Annotated in this window: 13 protein-coding genes and 1 pseudogene; 5 read left to right on the plus strand and 9 right to left on the minus strand. The window is 56.7% G+C overall.

Features of this window, described 5'->3' with window-relative positions:
* Window positions 1-52: 52 nt before the first annotated feature.
* From AC1D17_RS21855 to AC1D17_RS21880, 6 genes and pseudogenes are all read right to left on the minus strand, one after another.
* Window positions 53-1,534: an NAD-dependent succinate-semialdehyde dehydrogenase gene (locus AC1D17_RS21855; protein WP_477567412.1), complete on the minus strand. Its 1,482-nt coding sequence runs from the start codon at window positions 1,532-1,534 to the stop codon at window positions 53-55.
* Between the two features lie 99 nt (window positions 1,535-1,633).
* Window positions 1,634-2,722: a quaternary amine ABC transporter ATP-binding protein gene (locus AC1D17_RS21860; protein WP_477567413.1), complete on the minus strand. Its 1,089-nt coding sequence runs from the start codon at window positions 2,720-2,722 to the stop codon at window positions 1,634-1,636.
* A complete protein-coding gene (locus AC1D17_RS21865) occupies window positions 2,715-3,626 on the minus strand; it encodes an ABC transporter permease (RefSeq protein ID WP_477567423.1) in 912 nt (303 codons plus the stop codon). The genes AC1D17_RS21860 and AC1D17_RS21865 overlap by 8 nt, the downstream gene beginning before the upstream one ends.
* Window positions 3,627-3,824: 198 nt before the next feature.
* Window positions 3,825-4,823: an ABC transporter substrate-binding protein gene (locus tag AC1D17_RS21870; RefSeq protein ID WP_477567414.1), complete on the minus strand. Its 999-nt coding sequence runs from the start codon at window positions 4,821-4,823 to the stop codon at window positions 3,825-3,827.
* 119 nt (window positions 4,824-4,942) lie between these two features.
* The gene (locus tag AC1D17_RS21875; protein ID WP_477567415.1) at window positions 4,943-6,319 is read right to left on the minus strand and encodes an aminotransferase class V-fold PLP-dependent enzyme; all 1,377 of its coding nucleotides are present in this window, start codon (window positions 6,317-6,319) and stop codon (window positions 4,943-4,945) included.
* Between the two features lie 280 nt (window positions 6,320-6,599).
* A pseudogene (locus AC1D17_RS21880) lies at window positions 6,600-6,713 on the minus strand (IS110 family transposase); the annotation flags it as partial.
* A 363-nt stretch (window positions 6,714-7,076) separates the two neighbouring features.
* Between AC1D17_RS21880 and AC1D17_RS21885 the strand changes: the two are divergent.
* The 5 genes from AC1D17_RS21885 (at window position 7,077) to AC1D17_RS21905 (ending at window position 14,640) form a co-directional block, all read left to right on the plus strand.
* On the plus strand, window positions 7,077-7,778 hold the full coding sequence (locus tag AC1D17_RS21885; protein ID WP_477567416.1) for an Lrp/AsnC family transcriptional regulator: 702 nt from the start codon (window positions 7,077-7,079) through the stop codon (window positions 7,776-7,778).
* Window positions 7,779-8,611: 833 nt separating this feature from the next.
* Window positions 8,612-10,330 (plus strand): SIR2 family protein, encoded by a 1,719-nt coding sequence (locus AC1D17_RS21890; RefSeq protein ID WP_477567417.1) that lies wholly within the window; start codon window positions 8,612-8,614, stop codon window positions 10,328-10,330.
* Window positions 10,327-10,944 carry a hypothetical protein gene (locus AC1D17_RS21895; protein ID WP_477567418.1) on the plus strand — a complete coding sequence of 206 codons (618 nt, stop codon included), beginning with the start codon at window positions 10,327-10,329 and terminating at the stop codon, window positions 10,942-10,944. Before AC1D17_RS21890 ends, AC1D17_RS21895 begins: the two co-directional genes overlap by 4 nt.
* Entirely contained in the window at window positions 10,941-13,358 is a 2,418-nt protein-coding gene (locus AC1D17_RS21900; RefSeq protein ID WP_477567419.1) for an AAA family ATPase, read from the plus strand. The genes AC1D17_RS21895 and AC1D17_RS21900 overlap by 4 nt, the downstream gene beginning before the upstream one ends.
* Window positions 13,359-13,494: 136 nt before the next feature.
* Window positions 13,495-14,640 (plus strand): hypothetical protein, encoded by a 1,146-nt coding sequence (locus AC1D17_RS21905; RefSeq protein WP_477567420.1) that lies wholly within the window; start codon window positions 13,495-13,497, stop codon window positions 14,638-14,640.
* A gap of 85 nt (window positions 14,641-14,725) precedes the next feature.
* Here the strand turns inward: AC1D17_RS21905 and AC1D17_RS21910 are convergent, their stop codons facing one another.
* The 3 genes from AC1D17_RS21910 to AC1D17_RS21920 all read right to left on the minus strand — a co-directional run.
* Complete coding sequence (locus AC1D17_RS21910) at window positions 14,726-15,238, minus strand: RES family NAD+ phosphorylase (RefSeq protein ID WP_477567424.1); 513 nt, start codon at window positions 15,236-15,238, stop codon at window positions 14,726-14,728.
* A gap of 72 nt (window positions 15,239-15,310) precedes the next feature.
* Window positions 15,311-16,027, minus strand: a complete 717-nt coding sequence (locus AC1D17_RS21915) for an antitoxin Xre/MbcA/ParS-like domain-containing protein (protein ID WP_477567421.1) — start codon at window positions 16,025-16,027, stop codon at window positions 15,311-15,313.
* Window positions 16,028-16,295: 268 nt separating this feature from the next.
* On the minus strand, window positions 16,296-16,869 hold a 574-nt coding region (locus AC1D17_RS21920), incomplete at its 5' end, for a helix-turn-helix domain-containing protein (RefSeq protein ID WP_477567422.1).

The following is a 16,869-nucleotide window of genomic DNA, read 5'->3' on the forward strand; positions in this document are numbered from 1 at the left end:
AGTTCAGGGCCTTGACCAGGCTGCAGCCACCATTCCGCTTGGTGGGATTCGTCTAAACGTTGCCTATGCAGAGATACTTCATCTCCAGGTAATCATCCGCGCCGTGGCGGGAGCCTTCGCGTCCGAGGCCGGACTGCTTGATGCCGCCGAATGGCGCCGTCTCCGTAGACATCAGCCCGGTGTTGATGCCAACCATGCCATATTCGAGTGCCTCGGCGACCCTCCAGACTTTCTTGATGTCACGTGCGAAAAAGTAAGCGGCCAGGCCGAATTCGGTATCGTTGGCCTGCTGGATAACTTCCTCGACTGTGTCGAAGCGGAAGAGCGCTGCAACCGGGCCGAAGGTCTCTTCCTTGGCGACCTTCATGCCCTTTGCGACACCGGTCAGCACCGTCGGCATGAAGAAGGTGCCCGCACCTTCGATCCGGTTGCCACCGGTGACCACCTTGGCACCCTTGGAAACTGCGTCGCTGACATGGTCCTCGACCTTTGCAAGGCCCTGCTCGTCGATCAGCGGGCCGATGGTGACGCCGCTCTTGAAGCCGTCGCCGACGGACATGGCCTCAACCTCTGCCGCAAGCTTTGCAGCGAAGGCATCATAGATGCCGGACTGAACATAGAGGCGGTTGGCGCAGACGCAGGTCTGGCCGGCGTTGCGATACTTGGAGGCAATGGCGCCTTCGACGGCGGCATCCAGATCGGCATCATCAAAGACGATGAAGGGCGCATTGCCGCCGAGCTCGAGGCTTACCTTCTTGATCTGGTCGGAGCACTGGCGCATCAGGATGCGGCCGACTTCCGTCGAGCCGGTGAAGCTGATCTTGCGCACCTTGTCACTGCCGCAGAGCTCCTTGCCGATTGTCGGGCCGTCTTCGCCGACGATGATGTTGAAGACACCGGCAGGAACGCCCGCCTTCTCGGCAAGAACCGCGAGCGCGATGGCCGAGAGCGGCGTCTGCTCGGCAGGCTTGGAAACCACCGCGCAGCCGACGGCAAGCGCCGGTGCGATCTTGCGGGTGATCATGGCAGCCGGGAAATTCCAGGGTGTGATGGTGCCAACAACACCGACGGGCTGCTTGATGACGATTATGCGCTTGTCGTTCGACGGTGCCGGGATCGTCTCACCGTAAATACGCTTGGCCTCTTCCGCGTACCACTCGATATAGGCAGCGGCGTATAGGATTTCCCCGCGCGCTTCAGGGAGGGGTTTGCCCATTTCGGCGGTCAGGATCGCCGCCAGTTCGTCGACATTGGCCATCATCAAGTCAAACCACTTGCGCAGGATTGCGCTGCGCTCCTTTGCCGGGCGGGCGGCCCAGGCGGGCTGCGCCGCGTAAGCCGCATCGATCGCCTTGCGGGTTTCGGCCGCGCCCATGTCGGGCAGCGATGCAAGCACTTCGCCCGTTGCCGGATTGAGCACGTCGAAGCTACTGGTGGCGTCGCCTTTCGTCCACTCGCCGTTGATATAGCCGGCGTCGCGCAGGAACGGCGAGGAAAAGGGAACGTGTTTCGTCAATGCAGTCGTGAATGTCATGTCTTTTACTCCGAAGTTGGTTACTTGCCCGCGCTTGCTTAGCTTTAGCGCCGGCTTATCAAAGGAGTACACGCTCAAGCGCCTTTGCGCATGTCGGTCCTACTCTTCGCGAAATTGACTATTTAGGCTTTCAAACCGCCCCGGTGGCGGAGAAGAAGTCGGGCGCGTAATTGGGTTAATCATCGCGGCAATGATACTGTTTAGTTCAACCGAGCCAACCGGCTCGTTAGCCCCGTCTACGACGAGTGCCGAAGTCTGACCTGTTTCAACTAGACGCTTAGCAGCTAGCTCCAACGTCATGTCAGCAGGCACCTGAACGGATGGTGTTTGGCGGATCACCTTTTCCATTATTGCCTCAACCCTTATGACGCGGCCGCGATTAACCTCTTTTACGAAACCAGCGATATAGTCATCGGCGGGGTCGAGGACGATGCCCTGACCAGTACCCTGCTGGACGACCTTGCCATTGCGCAGGATGGCGATCTTGTCGCCGAGGCGCAGAGCCTCGTCGAGGTCGTGCGTGATGAATACGACGGTCTTCTTCAGTTCCTTCTGCAGACCAAGGAGCACGGTCTGCATGTCGACGCGAATGAGCGGGTCGAGCGCGGAATAGGCTTCGTCCATCAGCAGGATATCGGCATCGTTGGTCAGCGCCCGCGCCAGACCGACGCGTTGCTGCATACCGCCGGAAAGCTGGTTCGGATAATGGCTCTCGAAATCGCTCAAGCCGACGCGATCGATCCAGTGGCGGCCCCTCTTTTCGCAGTCCGCGCGGGGGATTCCCTGAATTTGCAGTCCGTAGAAGGCGTTCTCGATCACGGTGCGGTGCGGCAGGAGAGCGAACTTCTGGAACACCATCGCTGTCTTATGCCTGCGGAATTCGCGCAGGTCGTTCGCGTTCATCTTACAGACGTCAACGCCGTCGTAGAGCACTTCGCCATCGGTCGGGTCGATCAGCCGGTTGATGTGGCGGATCAGCGTCGACTTGCCGGAGCCAGACAGGCCCATAACGACCGTAATGCATCCGGCTGGTATAGAGATGTTGATGTCCTGCAGGCCGAGCACGTGCCCGTGCTGAGCGTTGAGTTCGCCCTTGCCCATGCCGTTCTTGACATGGTCGACGTAATACCGGCCGCGCGGCCCGAAGATCTTGTAGAGGCTTTTGATCTCGATCGCGTGACTAAGCATGGATGACCTCTGTATGCTTCTGAAGCCGCCGGCCATATGCTTGGCTGGTGCGGTCGAAGATGATGGCGATGGCCACCAGCGCGAAGCCATTCAGGAAGCCGACGCTGAAAAATTGGTTGTTGATCGCCTGCAGCGTGTTCTTGCCGAGGCCGCCGACTCCGACCATGGAGGCCACGACGACCATGGCGAGGGACATCATGATCGTTTGGTTGATGCCAGCCATGATTGTCGGAAGGGCAAGCGGGATCTGCACGTCGAAGAGCTTCTGCCTTTCCGAGGAACCGAAGGCGTCTGCCGCTTCCAGCACTTCCTTGTCGACGAGGCGAATGCCAAGGTTGGTCAGGCGTATCATCGGCGGGATGGCGTAGATGACAACGGCGATCAGGCCGGGAACCTTGCCGATGCCGAAGATGACGACGACGGGGATCAGGTAGACGAAGCTAGGCATCGTCTGCATGACGTCAAGGATAGGGTTGACGATCGCCTGCATCCGGTCCGAGCGCGCGATCAGGATACCGATCGGCAGGCCGATAACGATGGCGATGAGCGTACAGACGGTAACCATGGCGAGTGTGATCATCGTGTCGCCCCAGAGGCCGAAGACGCCGATCAGTAACATGGAGACCGCCGTTCCAATGACAATGCGGATGTTGCGGCCGGCGAGATAGACGATCGCCAACGTGACGGTCAATACGATGATCCAAGGCGTGTTGGTGAACAGCCATTCGAGGTCGTTTAGAAACCATTGCAACGGCCGGACGATCGCGTCGATCAGGTTGCCGTAGGCGCGGACGATAGCGCGGAAGTCGTCGTCAATGTGCTTTCGCCCGATCTGGATCAGGCTGTCGCTGATCGCCGGAAAATTACACAGGGTATCGGGCAGGTAACTACATTTCAAAGCAATAATTCCTTGTTCGAGTCTGAGCCGGACGAGCGGGGTCGTGTTCCTGAACACAGCTCCCCCGTGCTTCAGGCCGCGACTTCCTGGATTGGGATCACATTCCGGCCAAGCCCGGACCGGCACCTACACGTTCAACGCTGGTGGCTTGACTTGAGCGTAGGGGAAGTCGGATTTCGATCGCCCTTGCCAATGCTGAAAGAATCACAGGGCCGCGTTGATTTTCCTAGCCACATCAGGCGAAACCCACTCTGTCCAAATGTTGGGGTAGGTTTGAAGGAAATACTTTGCTCCGTCTTCGTTGGTCCCCTGATTTTCAACCATCCAGGCAAGAACCCTTGCGACCGTGCCGTTGTCCCACTTACGAATTTTCAAATAATCCATTGCGACGCCCGCTTTTTCGGCGAACGCTTTAGTGACGACTGTGTAAACGTCCTGGGCTGGATAGGAGTTTACCTCAGGATTAGAACAATTCTGTTGTGAGGTGCAGACTTCCCATTCCTTCTTATCATGCGGAACTCCGAAACTCAGGCGCACCATGTCGTACTTACCGAGTATGGCGGTCGGCGCCCAGTAATAGCCGAGCCAACCAATCTTCTTTTCGAACGCATTTGCAATTGAGCCGTCAAGCCCGGCTGCCGAACCTGGGTCGACCAAAGTGAATCCGTACTTTTCGGCATTTACGGCCTTGAAAAGGTTGGCAGTAGTCGTCTGGCAGCTCCAACCTGACGGACAACTATAGACCGCGCCTTTCGTGGGATCTTCCGGCGCCGGAAAAAGTTCTGGATGAAGCAAGACATCTTGAACTGTTTTCACTTCTGGATGCGCGTCAGCAAGAAATTTCGGAATCCACCAGCCTTCAACTCCCCCCTCGGTTAGTAGTGGCGCAGCGATAACTAAGCGGCCCTCGTTCACGGCCTTTTCCAGTGGCGCGCGCACGTCGTTGAGCCAGAGTTCAGGCGCGACATCCGGCTGGCCCTTTTCGTCCATAGACGCGAAAGTGGGCTGGGTATCGCCAGTGACAAGTGTCACGTTGCAGTCATAGCCGTTTTGGAGAATGATTTTATCAACCTGCGCAGCAACACCTGCCGACGCCCAGTTCATCTCGGCAATCGACACGTCGCCGCATTCAGCTGCTTCCGCCGTGCAAGTGAAGGCATTGATGCACAGACCGAAGATAGCGAAAGCTAAAAGCTTTTTCATCTTTGAATTCCTCCCAGTATTTTGGATCAACACATGCTAAGCTGATGCGATGTTGCCATCGCACTGTGTGCATTCTGTTTTGCAACCTAGCTCTTATTGTCCGATTGACGACTCTGATATTACGAGCGCTCGTTTTGATACCCGCTGTATGCAAGAGAGCCCGGCAGGTCCAGCATCTCGTCGGAATACACAACTTTTGACGGTTCCGAGCCGTCAGATCGGTGATTCGCTTCGTGAACGGCCGAGGCAAACTCTGAAATAAATCGTTCGATCCATTCGTCGCGAAGCGGGCCTAAAACAATCTGGAGAGCCGATGGATCCTTGAGTACGAGGATGGTCCATCCGCGGGCCTTTAGCTTTGTTGCGACCCTATGGATCGGTAATTTTTCTGCTCCAATAGCGACGGTGCCAAGATCGGCTCGTCCCAGTAGGCGAAGTTCCGGATCGTTATCAACAAACTCGACTATTGCGTCTCTGAACTTAAGAATCTGGCTCGCCCGGCGAGTGTAACCTTCCTTCCCGAGATAACGCGCGACTGCCCACGCCGCAGCTATGGAGCCACCGCTTCTAGTTCCGGTAAAAACCGGTGACCGATAGAGACCTGCTGCCCAATCTTCAAAAACGAACGGCTGAGTGCGCGCGAGTTCCGCGCTTCGATAAAAGATGCCGGATACGCCCTTGGCACTATAGCCGTACTTATGGAAGTCAGAGGAAATTGACGCGACGCCAGGGAGGCTGAAATCAAAATCGGGCACGTCGCGGCCCAGCGCCCGCACAAACGGCGCGAGAAAGCCACCGACGCAAGCATCTACGTGGAGCCAAATTTTTCGAGACAAGGCGATCTCAGCCAATTTTGCAACGGGATCACAGGCCCCGTGTGTCCAAGCGGAGAAGGATGCCAGGATCATTATGGTGTTTTGGTTCAGGGCGCGCTCGATCGCCGAGGGATCAGCCCGGAAGTCCTTGTCTACGGGAACACGCCGAACCGTGTAGCCCAGGTAGCGCCCATATTTTTCCACGGCTGGATGACCACTTTCAGCCATCACAACTTCGGGCGCAGTGAGATCCGGCCGGTCTCGGCGAGCAGCATATAATGCCGCCGCAATTGCCAAAAACAAGCTTTCAGACCCACCGCTCGTCAGACTCCCCACCGCTTCAGGCCCCCCCTGAAACAGGCCGAGCGCCATCGTCACCAGATCGTGCTCGAACTGAAGGACCGGCGGATAAGAGTTGTTCTTCGTAAAGAACTGGATGTAAGCTTCTTTGGCAACATCCACGGCGCCGTCGTCGATAAGCAAGCCCCTATCATTGATCCATCGGTCGCAAAAAGTCGATCGCGGATCGACATCAGTCTCGCGGGCTTGGATGAGCGCTTTCGCAATGTCCTCCCTGGTCATTCCCTTAGCGGCTAGCGGGGAGTTTACTTTTGGAGCTTCCGAATGAAGAGTGGCTTTGTGTGCAGGATCAGCCAATTTCTCATTAATGCTTACTTTCATGGTTTTCCAGCTTCCTGACGGGAGAATACGGATAGAAATTAGCACGCACTTTCACGGAAGTGTTGCTGAGTTTGGTCGCGCTTTCGGATGAACTTGCTGGAACACGCGATAATTTTGAAAACAGTTCCTTACTCTTCCCGGGGGACTGTTTGATTGGGCTTCCTGGTTTAGCTCCTGTTGGAAGACGAGCCGCCGGGGATCCTCATGCAAATCGAGGTGCCATCTCCATGAGATCGTTTCCGGATCGTCGAGACGCGGCAGATATCAACCATGAGGGCGCGCCCTGACGTATCGCTACGCCATCCTCCAAACAGTTGGAGCGCATCTGACAAATCAGATTTGTTCTGGCCGATACGAGCCGGCTACGGATTCTATGTAGCATTTGCAGATCGACCTACTCAGCCTGCTTAATGCACCTGTCACGACCCGCGCGACAAATGCGCGACTGGTTGAGGAAGGCGGCGCAGAAATGAAAGGGACTGGCCGAAAGAACTATACCACCTTCTGCTCTGTCCGCACCGCGGCCATTTGCCTGCCAGCACCGGACATTCGTTCCCTACCCGAATCGGTCCTCTGACGCTCACCTCGGCGCTCAAAGTGGCTGAAGCGCGCACCGCCCGGGCCACGCTGCCCAGTTTGGTTGCTCGCTTGAAGCGGCGCATCGCTGGGACACGGATGGCAGGCCGCTCATGATCAACCTCACCGTCGACGACGTCTTCGTCAGCCGGCTGGCCATGGCTCAAGCCGCCGGCGCTAAATGACCGAGCGGACCTTTGGCTGGATGACCCGCCGAAAGGCCGAAAGCGCCTCATCCGCGATTACGAGCAGTCGCGACGTCTCCGAAGCGAGGTTCACGTCGCCCGCGGCTGCTTCCTGCTACGGCGTATCGCTCACCCGTGAACATTTTCAGACGGGCTCTGAAATGTGTACGACGTTGCGTCAAACACCACCATCGAATAAAGATGGCGAGATGAGTAAGCTCGACCGCATAGATTACCGGATTCTTGAAGTGCTCCAGGAGAACGGCCGACTCCCTGTTAAGAGCATCGCCGATATGGTCGGCGTCTCCGTTTCGCCCTGTTGGCAGCGGGTCAAGAATCTTGAGAAAGCGGGAATTATCCGTCGCTATACGGCAGAAATAGCTATTGAAAAGCTACAGAATGTCCAGATCGTCTTAGCCCACGTAATTCTCTCAAAACATAGTCGCGAGGCATACGAGGCGTTTGAGCGCCATGTGCAGAACATTCCTGAGGTGGTCGAGTGTTACGAAGTAACCGGCCCATTTGACTACCATATGAAGCTGCTCGTTGCGAGCATGAATCGGTACAATGAAATTTTAGAGAAGTTTCTCTCCGCTGAACTTGGTGTGGAAAAGTACTTTACTTACGTGGTGACTCGAGCCGCCAAAGACGAACGGACTCTCCGCGTGCGCAATATCGTTTCACCAGTTTTGGCGTAGCAAAACTCGAGCGGGCGGCTGTTAACGCACTCGCAGAATTGTACCTCACGCGGCGAGGTGACCAGCGAGTGCGTCAACATACTCGACGTAGGAACGAAGCTCAATGCAGGGTGATGTGTCCACTGCTCACTGTTAGCAGGCACGACTATCACCCACCGGGGTGGATTGGTTGATCGGCAGGGCCGATCGTCGCTAATAGGTTTCCACGCTGGCGATCCGGCGCCCAGAATATATTCGAGGCAATACCGTTCGTCGTCAAGAAGTCGCTAACATAGCGAGCAGTTCAGGGGTTCGCCATTCTGGACTCTGTGCAAGTTGGGAAGGCAATAAGGTCCGCCAATATCTCTTCAAGGGTTCGGCTCATGTGACATTTGTCATTGATGTGAACGCACCAGCGATCGCTCGATTAAATCGAGCCTTTGGTCGATGACTCCGTTGGGGGTTGTCAACGGCACCAGGATGCGTATTGGGAGGGGGTATGAGGCCCATTTTCAAGCGCTGTGGTTGTGAGTGTGGTTGCGTTTTTTTGGGGCTGGCGTCAGTTGCCCTCTTTCCTGAACCAGGTCGAGCGCTATCATCCCGCGCCCACAAATGTCCCCGATCGGCAGTACGTCCGCGCGTTCGCGGAGAGTCTTCAGGCGCTTCATAATTCTTGCGCCGCGTTCAGCGTTCGTTCGGTGATCTTGCAGACTTGTCTCTCGCACGGGCAGTGCTCTTCCCAACAAATCGTTTCGATTTGTTCTGCACGCCGAGATTGAGATAGTGATCTGTAAGAATTTAGTCGATAGTACCAGTTAGCTGCTTCGATTTTCTTTCGCGATGGGCATAAAAACATGGCATTTGCGCCCAGCGCATCCAACATTTCTATTCGACAAACACTCGATATCCTCGATGGCCCCTTCCGGTCTGTCGCGGCCGGAGTGGCCGAGGATCGCTATGCATTCTGGCTTGGTTCGGGCATCTCGTTCGGAAAAGTGGATGGCTTGAAGAAGATCATCCCACGCGTCATCGAGTTCCTGCGACAGAGGATTGACCGAGCTGATGCAAATTGTGCGGTTGCAGCAGCCTTGAATCGCGCCCTGTCGCTTGCTGGCCTCTCAGATGAAGAATGGGCGCGAGTAGATACCGGCGTTGAGTTTTCGACCTGGCCTGATCAAGCTGCCATTATCACACGATTGACCAACAATTACGCGCGATTGCTGGAGATTACTGTTGCTGGTCAGGCCGAAGATTATCTTTTGTGGGAAGGTGTGGGGATCGCAGCCACGTTCGCCAATCCAGCGATCGAACCGGACGTTGAGCATCTTTGCATGGCAATGCTTGTGCTGGAAGGTGCGGCTTCAGATATCGCGACGGCCAACTGGGACGGCCTCGTGGAAAAAGCAATCGACGAGCTCACCGGCGGTGTACCGAAACTTGTAGTCTGTGTGAGGTCCGAGGACCTTCGCCAGCCAAAACTCACTGCCCAGCTGATCAAATTCCACGGCTGCGCAATACTCGCCGTCGCCGATGAAACGCACTATCGGCCGTTTCTTGTCGCGCGTTTCTCACAGATCAATCGTTGGGCCGCGGCACTCGAAAACAAGGCAGTTATTGGTCGCCTCACAGACATTGCCGTTTCCAAGCCGACGTTGATGATGGGCTTGTCGGCGCAGGACTCGAATATTCAGGCGTTTTTCGCCAGTGCCGAAGCTACGATGCRATGGCCGTGGCCCGGTGACAGGCCGAGCTTCGTTTTCTCCGGCGATCAGGTTGGAGCCGATCAGGAGGCACTACTCAGGAACGTCTATCCTCAGGCCTACACTGCGGCAACGCGCGATCAGGTCAACGAACAATCTCTGGTCAAATCCTATGCCAATCCGCTCCTGATGGCGCTCTTGCTATCAGTGATTTGCGACAAGCTGAGATGCATGGTCGACTTGGTCGAGGGTGCCCTGGATCCGGATGCGAAGAATGCCATAAAGCAAGGCATCGTCTCGTTGCGGAACCACCTCTCCAGTCTGGACAAAGGCAACCGGTCGGAGTTCGTGAAATCATTCGCCGACCAGACCTCCCGGACAATGACAATGTTTAGGGACGGCTCGGCAGGAACTGCGCCGCGACGATACAATCCACTGACTTCCACGCCGCTGCATCAGATCGCAGGGGACCAGAACATCCCGTCCACCGGACTGGCTGAAGTCGCCGTCATCGCTGGCGTTCTTGGCATCGGAATTGAAACTGGCGTGTGGGCCTTGGAAGGCGTTGATCCATCGGATCCGTCAGCTGGCATCGCGCTTGTCAAAACAGCCACCGCCAGCACAAAAATGGTGCTCGCCGCGCATGGGCGGGCGGCAATTCGGCTACAGCAAAACGGCCATATTGTCGATGATGAGGACGCCGTGCTCGTTTATAGTGCGGAGAGACCGCCAACCATGACGCGGTCGCCTCGAAGTTCTCCGGGTCGCACGGGTCATTTGGGTTTGCGCGAAGTTAGCATGTACGACTTGCTGCAAGCCACGACCAGCAGTGCTGAACTCATGCAGCTCTTTCGTGAGGAGGCCGCGATATGACCACTTCCACACCCATAGAAGSCGTCGTAAAGCTGTTGACGGGTTCGGGCTATCGGCGACTTCCATCCCCACTCTCGATTGCCGGCCTTTCATTTGAGGTTCCCGCCGCATTGGTGGGTGAGAACCCGTCACCCGATCTCATACTTGTCGCGGACACAGCGTTCGAGACAGACATACGCATTCTGCGCAAAGTCGAGGGAGTTGCCCGTGCGCTTGATGTCGCGCGCTCGAAACGCCCTTTGACGACCGTTCTTGTCGGACCAAAGCCAAAGGCCGCTGTCCTTGATGCGATGACCAAGGTATGTCGCGTTTTGGCGACTGGCGTCATCGGAACCGAAGAAGATAATTCTCTGCTGCAGAACTGGTTGGCCGTGCTCCTCCCCTTGGCGCTGCCAGAGCCGAGCAACGACATTGCGGAACCATTGGAGTCGATTGTGAAAAGTTCGAGCGACCTGGAAAAGACCGTCATCGACATGGTGGCGCTGGGAGCGCACGGTTCTGATGCGGTGCAGGCGCGCTTGCACGAACTTCTCAACGCCTCGTTAGTCGTTCCCGACATCGACAGTCCGGATGCTGACAGAGGCTCTAATCTCACCGGAGGGATTTTCGAATGAGCCCTGCCCAGTTGAAGTCTATCACGCTCACCAATTTCCGCAGTATCAGGGGGAGTATTACAGTTCCTCTCGATGCACCAATTGTCTTGGTGCATGGACAAAATGGAGCTGGAAAAACCAGCCTGCTGTCTGGCATCGAGTTGGCATTAACGGGGTCCGTTGCGTCGCTTGAACGTGTTGATCCGGACTATGCGAGCCATTTGGTACACAAGGACGCCAAATCTGCCAACGTGCAGATCCATACGACTGGACTGGATGTAAACGAAGCGGACTTTACGGTGGGCGGCAGTGGGATTTCGGGAGCCGCTCTGCTCAACACCAATCTGTCGCGCTTCTACGGTGAGCGCTGCTTTCTCGCTCAATCCTCGCTGGGTCGACTGCTGGAACTCTATCAGGATTCCCCCAAACGAACCGATTCAGCATTGACGAGGTTCGTCAAAGATCTTCTCCGGCTCGATCATCTCGACGCCATCATCGACGGCCTACATGATGCCGGCGATGTCCGTCGCCTTCGGTCTGGAGTTCCAGGTTACGCCGAGACCAAGGATGCCGTGCCGCAGCTCGAACAGGAGGTAATACGGCTCCGCGCAGGGCTCGCAACGACCGACACCCGAATACAGGAGCTCACTAAGGCAAACGAAGAGCGCACCTCGCAACTGACGTCTATTGAGCCAGCAAACTCTGACGCGTTGCCGATCACACCCGAATTCGAGGAGCGAGAACTTGTCAGATTGACGGGCATCAAGCGGGAAATCGAAGTCGCGGTGAGACAATGGCAGCAGATTTCCAACACCGATGCGTCCAAAGAGCGCGTCGCAGCTGAGCCACGAAGCGAAGCCGCTGACAAAGCAATACAGGAATGGCAAGCTATCCAGGGCAGCGAGCTAACCCGCCTGCTTGAACGTCTTGCCCCCCTCTTCCCGGATCTGCCGCCGATCAGTTCCAGTGGACCGCAATATGCTCATTCCACGGCCGTTGAAGCGGTGAAGGAGGAACTCACTCGCTGTACGGCGGTTCTCAACAGTGACGCACAAGCCTCAGTCCGTGAGGCTGACCTTGACGGCGAGATCACCCGTGCAAGAGCTAGAATTCTGGCGCTCGAACAACAGATTTCAAGCTTTGCAACCGAAGCTGGTGTGTTGGCCCAAGCGCTGAGTGGCGTACTACCCCACATACACTCTGAAGATTGCCCGGTGTGCGGGCGGGATTTTAGCGAAACATCCGAAACTCCTCTGCATGCGCATGTCTCGGCGAGGATAGCAGAGCTCACCGCCGCAGCGGGCCAATTGCAGGCACTGAGCCAAGATCGCGCAACGACACTGGCGGCTGCTGCAAGTGCAGAGCGGCACCTGGGTGAGGTTCGGGGCCAACGGCTCGAGCCACAGAGCCGCGATGATCTTAGGACGAGACAGGCTCTCCTACAGGAGGCGAACCTCGCTCTTGAACAGATGGGCGAAAGCGTCGGGGAAGGTGAGCGCCTTCTGGCCGTGTCAACCGCCGCATCGCGTGTGCTTTCTGATCTGGCCGCTGCAGATCAGAGCGGGACGGTTCTCCGAGACTCGCTGAGCCGTTTTGCGACCGAACTTCACCTCGATCCGGTCGGAGCAGCCGAAGCTGTCGACGCCGCACTGGCTCGTTTCACAGCTGAAGCGTCCCGCCGCGTATCAGCATACACGTCGAACCAAAGCCTCCGAAGAGAAATGACCGGCAACACTCTCGAGTCGAACAGGTTGAGAGCATCACGTGAACCGGTATTGTCCGCGATTACCACCGCGCAAGGCCGCATCGATGCGCTGAATGCGGCTAAGGGGCGTGCCGATGCCATTATTCAAGATGCGCGCGAACTTGCCAAACGCGCCGGAGAGGCGCGTACAGCAATTGTTCGAAAGGTCTTCAATGGCTCACTTAATCGGGTCTGGCGCGACCTGTTTGTCCGCTTGGCACCTGAGGAGCCCTTCGTTCCGGCCTTCGCCGTACCGGAAACAAATGGTGGTCCGGTCGAGGCAATCCTGGAGACGTGGTACCGGGCGGGTGGAAAAGGCGGAAACCCGCGCGCGATGTTAAGTGCCGGCAATCTGAACACTGCAGCCCTTACGCTTTTCCTCGCTCTGCATCTGTCTGTGTCGCCGGATCTACCGTGGCTGGTGATCGATGATCCCGTCCAGAGCATGGATGAGGTGCATATCGCGCAGTTCGCGGCTTTGCTGCGCACATTGGCTAAATCCAGAACACAACGCCAGATCATCGTGGCCGTACACGAGAAACCCTTGTTCGACTATCTTGCGCTGGAATTGAGTCCGGCTTTCCAGAATGACAGGTTGATTACCATAGAACTCAGCCGAAGTGCTGATGGCCAGACTCTGATGAACTATCAGCCACATGTTTGGCGACCAGACCAGGCTATTGCGGCCTGAGCTGCGAAATGATGTCGACAGACCGCGGCCTGCCCGCGTCCCCACAGGTTCGGCAATGACAGGCGCGGTTTGGCTGCAAATATGCAATTCAGGCAAGTGCTCCTGCGCAGATTCGGAATTTGAAGGATGGTGATGGATGCCTGCGACAGCTTTCTCTCAACATTATGCCCGTGAATTGGATGTCGAACAGCTTGCGTGGTTGCTGACCCACACCGGACCTGTCGGCGGACAACAAGGCATTCCTGATCTTTCGCCTTGGGCGGACTGGATCCGAGACGACATACAATGCTCCTCATGCGGAAAGCGCGGGGCTCAAGTCGTTCGGCCCGGCAAAGCGCGGGGGACGAAGACTGTCGTTCGACAAGCGCATTTCCGGTTTACCGATCAGTCCGGTGGCGATGCGCACCATCCATTTTGCGAATTCTACAGCGCCGATGAAATGATGCGGCAGCCTGACAGCCTCATTAATTTCGGGGCTGAAAAAAGTGTCGAGACCAGAGCCGTGCGCACGCTGATCTGCAAGGGGTTAGAACAGAAGATCTTCGACCAGGCCGCCGTACGTTCGATGCGCCAGTGGTTTTTTGATCTCAAGTCCTCGACCAGATTCACGGTGACTGCGTCTCCTCAGATCGTCGACTGGGCGCAACAGCTGCAGCGGCATCCCAGCTATCATCGTTGGGAGTTTCATCCTGCGCAGGCTGATATGCCCGCCTTTGACTGGAAGGCAGCTGCAAAATTTCAGTTCACCGAGGAAAATCTCACGCTGATCGAGTGTGCCAAGCGCGTTGTGCACGATGATGCACATTGGAAACGTGCCCGTGATCTTTCAGAACGGCATTTTGCCCACGAGGTGTTCGACACCACCGTCCTTCAGCCATTTTACGACAAGAGCGTGGCGCTTTGTGCTTTTGTTGGCAAAAACAGTAAGATCTCGTTCAGCAAGACGAGGCCGGAATATTTCCGGTTCAACCAGGCCCCGGCCCCGCTTCTCGTTCTTTGCGCCCTCATGCTATTTGTGTCGGATTGGGATTTGAACGTTGCGATCGGAAAGTTCGCCAAGCTCCTGAATGCGCCGGAGCCCGCTGATTTCTCGCACGGCAATGTCATCGGACTCAACCCGTTCCACGACTACGCAGCCTGGCGCCTTATCATCCTGGCATCAGAAGTCGCGGCGAAGTCTTCTGCTGGGATCGATTATGCCGCACAGCTGCTATCGATCGAGTCTCGTCTGCAACAAAAGTACGCGATCTGGAAATCCACACAAGCAGCGCCCGGCGTTTGATGGCCGTCGACGTGGCACGCCAGGACGTGGCCGAAATCAATACGCTATCCGCGCACCCTGGGCTAGTTTTCTTCGATCTCCAGCTTTACGCTCCCCGGATAGTGACACCGATGGATTCCAGCGCTGGAATCAGGTCGGGATGCCGGATGAGATTTACGGCAGGCGATGCTTCAAGCTTGGTGCCGACGGCACGGTCATAAACCGCCAAACATTCTGCCGATGTCAGCCGCGACGAGTAGAGCAAACCATCGACGGCGAACGAGCTGTAGAGAGTTTCACTGAACTTCTGGCCTTCCCGATGTTCCTTGGCGCGCGCTGCATCCGTGCTGACGCCGAGCCTCAGCAACCCCGTGGCGCGTAAGTCGATCACCACCAGCGGCGTCGGAGCCGTTACCTCGGCAACGGCCCATTCCTCAATCTCGGTCTGGTCAAGAATCCGTTCGGTCGCGCCCTCGTAACGGTCCCTGACAATCGTTTCGGCAATCGCCGTCGCAACATCGCGTGCGATATAAACCAGTCGGAAGGCCATGCTCGGGCTCGAGAATCGCGTCTGCCCAAAGCCCATGCCGAGGGGAGTCGCCATATGGGAAACGGGCATCACGCGGAGATAGGACCGGGGCTGGAAATCAAGCGCGAGTTCCGAGACTGTTTTTGAATCAAGCTTCACGATTCAGCCGAAGTCCCGTCCGGCCGCCGTGATAACCTCGTCAATCTTCCCTGCCTTGAGTTGATCAAGGGGAGTCCCGCCAATGCTCTGCTTCGGCTGGATCAACCATTGCCATGCCGCACGCGGATTGCCGATGATCCGGGTCACATCCGACATGCCCCTGACGGGACGACCGTCCACGAACTGAGCCAACGGGAAGACATGCTTACGCTCCCCTTTCAACAGACCGATAACCGCCCCGCGTTTCTGCCAGTCGTGCAGCGTCGATCTTTTCGTGCCGAACGTCTTCTCGATCTCGGCGGGACCAGCAACGGGACCCGCCCAATCTTCGATCCGCACCGGCGTCGCATAGGCCGTCAGTCGTCGGCGCCCTTCGTCCATGTCCAACAGATTATTGAGCCCGGCTCCCTGGCTGACTTCCATCGGCCGCTCGACCTTGAGAACGGTCAAGGGGTGTCCATCTCTGGACGCGATGTCAGCGACCACCGCCCCCAGCGCTTCCGCTAGCTTGTCCTCATGGGATACGATCTTGCGTTGCTGCTCGGTCGTGAGCTGCGCCGTCGCTGCCGAAATGGCGGCCATAACCTTTCCTGTCGCCTTGAGCGCCGTCTTGGATAATCCGGGATTGTGGCGGGCGAGTACCTCTAGAATATCGTGCATGGCAGCTGGCTTTACCGCAAACCCGCTGTCACTACCCGATTTTGGAGCAGTCAAAACCATAATCGCCTCCATGTTCTTTGAAACGAAGATAGTGCAGATTGTCCGAAATGTCCAGATTGTTTGTCAGAATCAGTAAGCCAGGAGGTGCTCTCGTCCCGCTGCGTGTCAGGCAGCTACTAGGTGAGCGGACGTCGTGTCGCGGATGCTATTCACGGCGAAATGGAAAAATGGGTCAAACTGATCCGACAATTAACAGGCACGGTGTCTCGTTAGCAATTTCGACGACGTTGCCAAATTTTCGTCCACTGGCTGGATCTGGGCGACCGCGCTACAATCCCGTTCTCACACGCGGCCGCTGCAACTCGGCGACGGTCATGACAAAGCGGAGTTCCTCTTTGCCACTATTAAGATAGGCGTGCTTTTCTTCCGTCCGCGCCAAGACCGAGGAGCCCGCAGGAACGACATGTTCTGTGTCAGCCAGTTTCAAAGTCAGCGAACCTGTCTCGACGTTGAGCAGTTCGAGGGTTCCTGGGGAATGACCGGGTGATTCAAACACCTCGCCTGGAAATAGGGTCCAGCGCCAAAGCTCGATTTCATCGGGTCCATTCGTACCAACCAGAAGCGTCGCACTGCCACCCTTTGGACCGCGCCAAAGGACAGAGGCGTCCGCGGGTGGAACGATACGAACCGGCACACTGACTGCCACTCCGACGAAATCGGCGACTGAAACGCCCAATGCAGTCGCTGCCCGGCAGAGCGTCGCAATGCTGGGGTTGGCGCTTCCCTTCTCGATTTCGACCAGCATGCCTTTGCTGACGCCTGATTTACGGGACAATTCGTCGAGCGTCAGTCCATTTTGTTTCCTGAACAATTTGAGGTTCTGGGACACGGTTGCACTGACG

It is taken from the genome of Pararhizobium sp. P1_E7, from assembly GCF_056405855.1.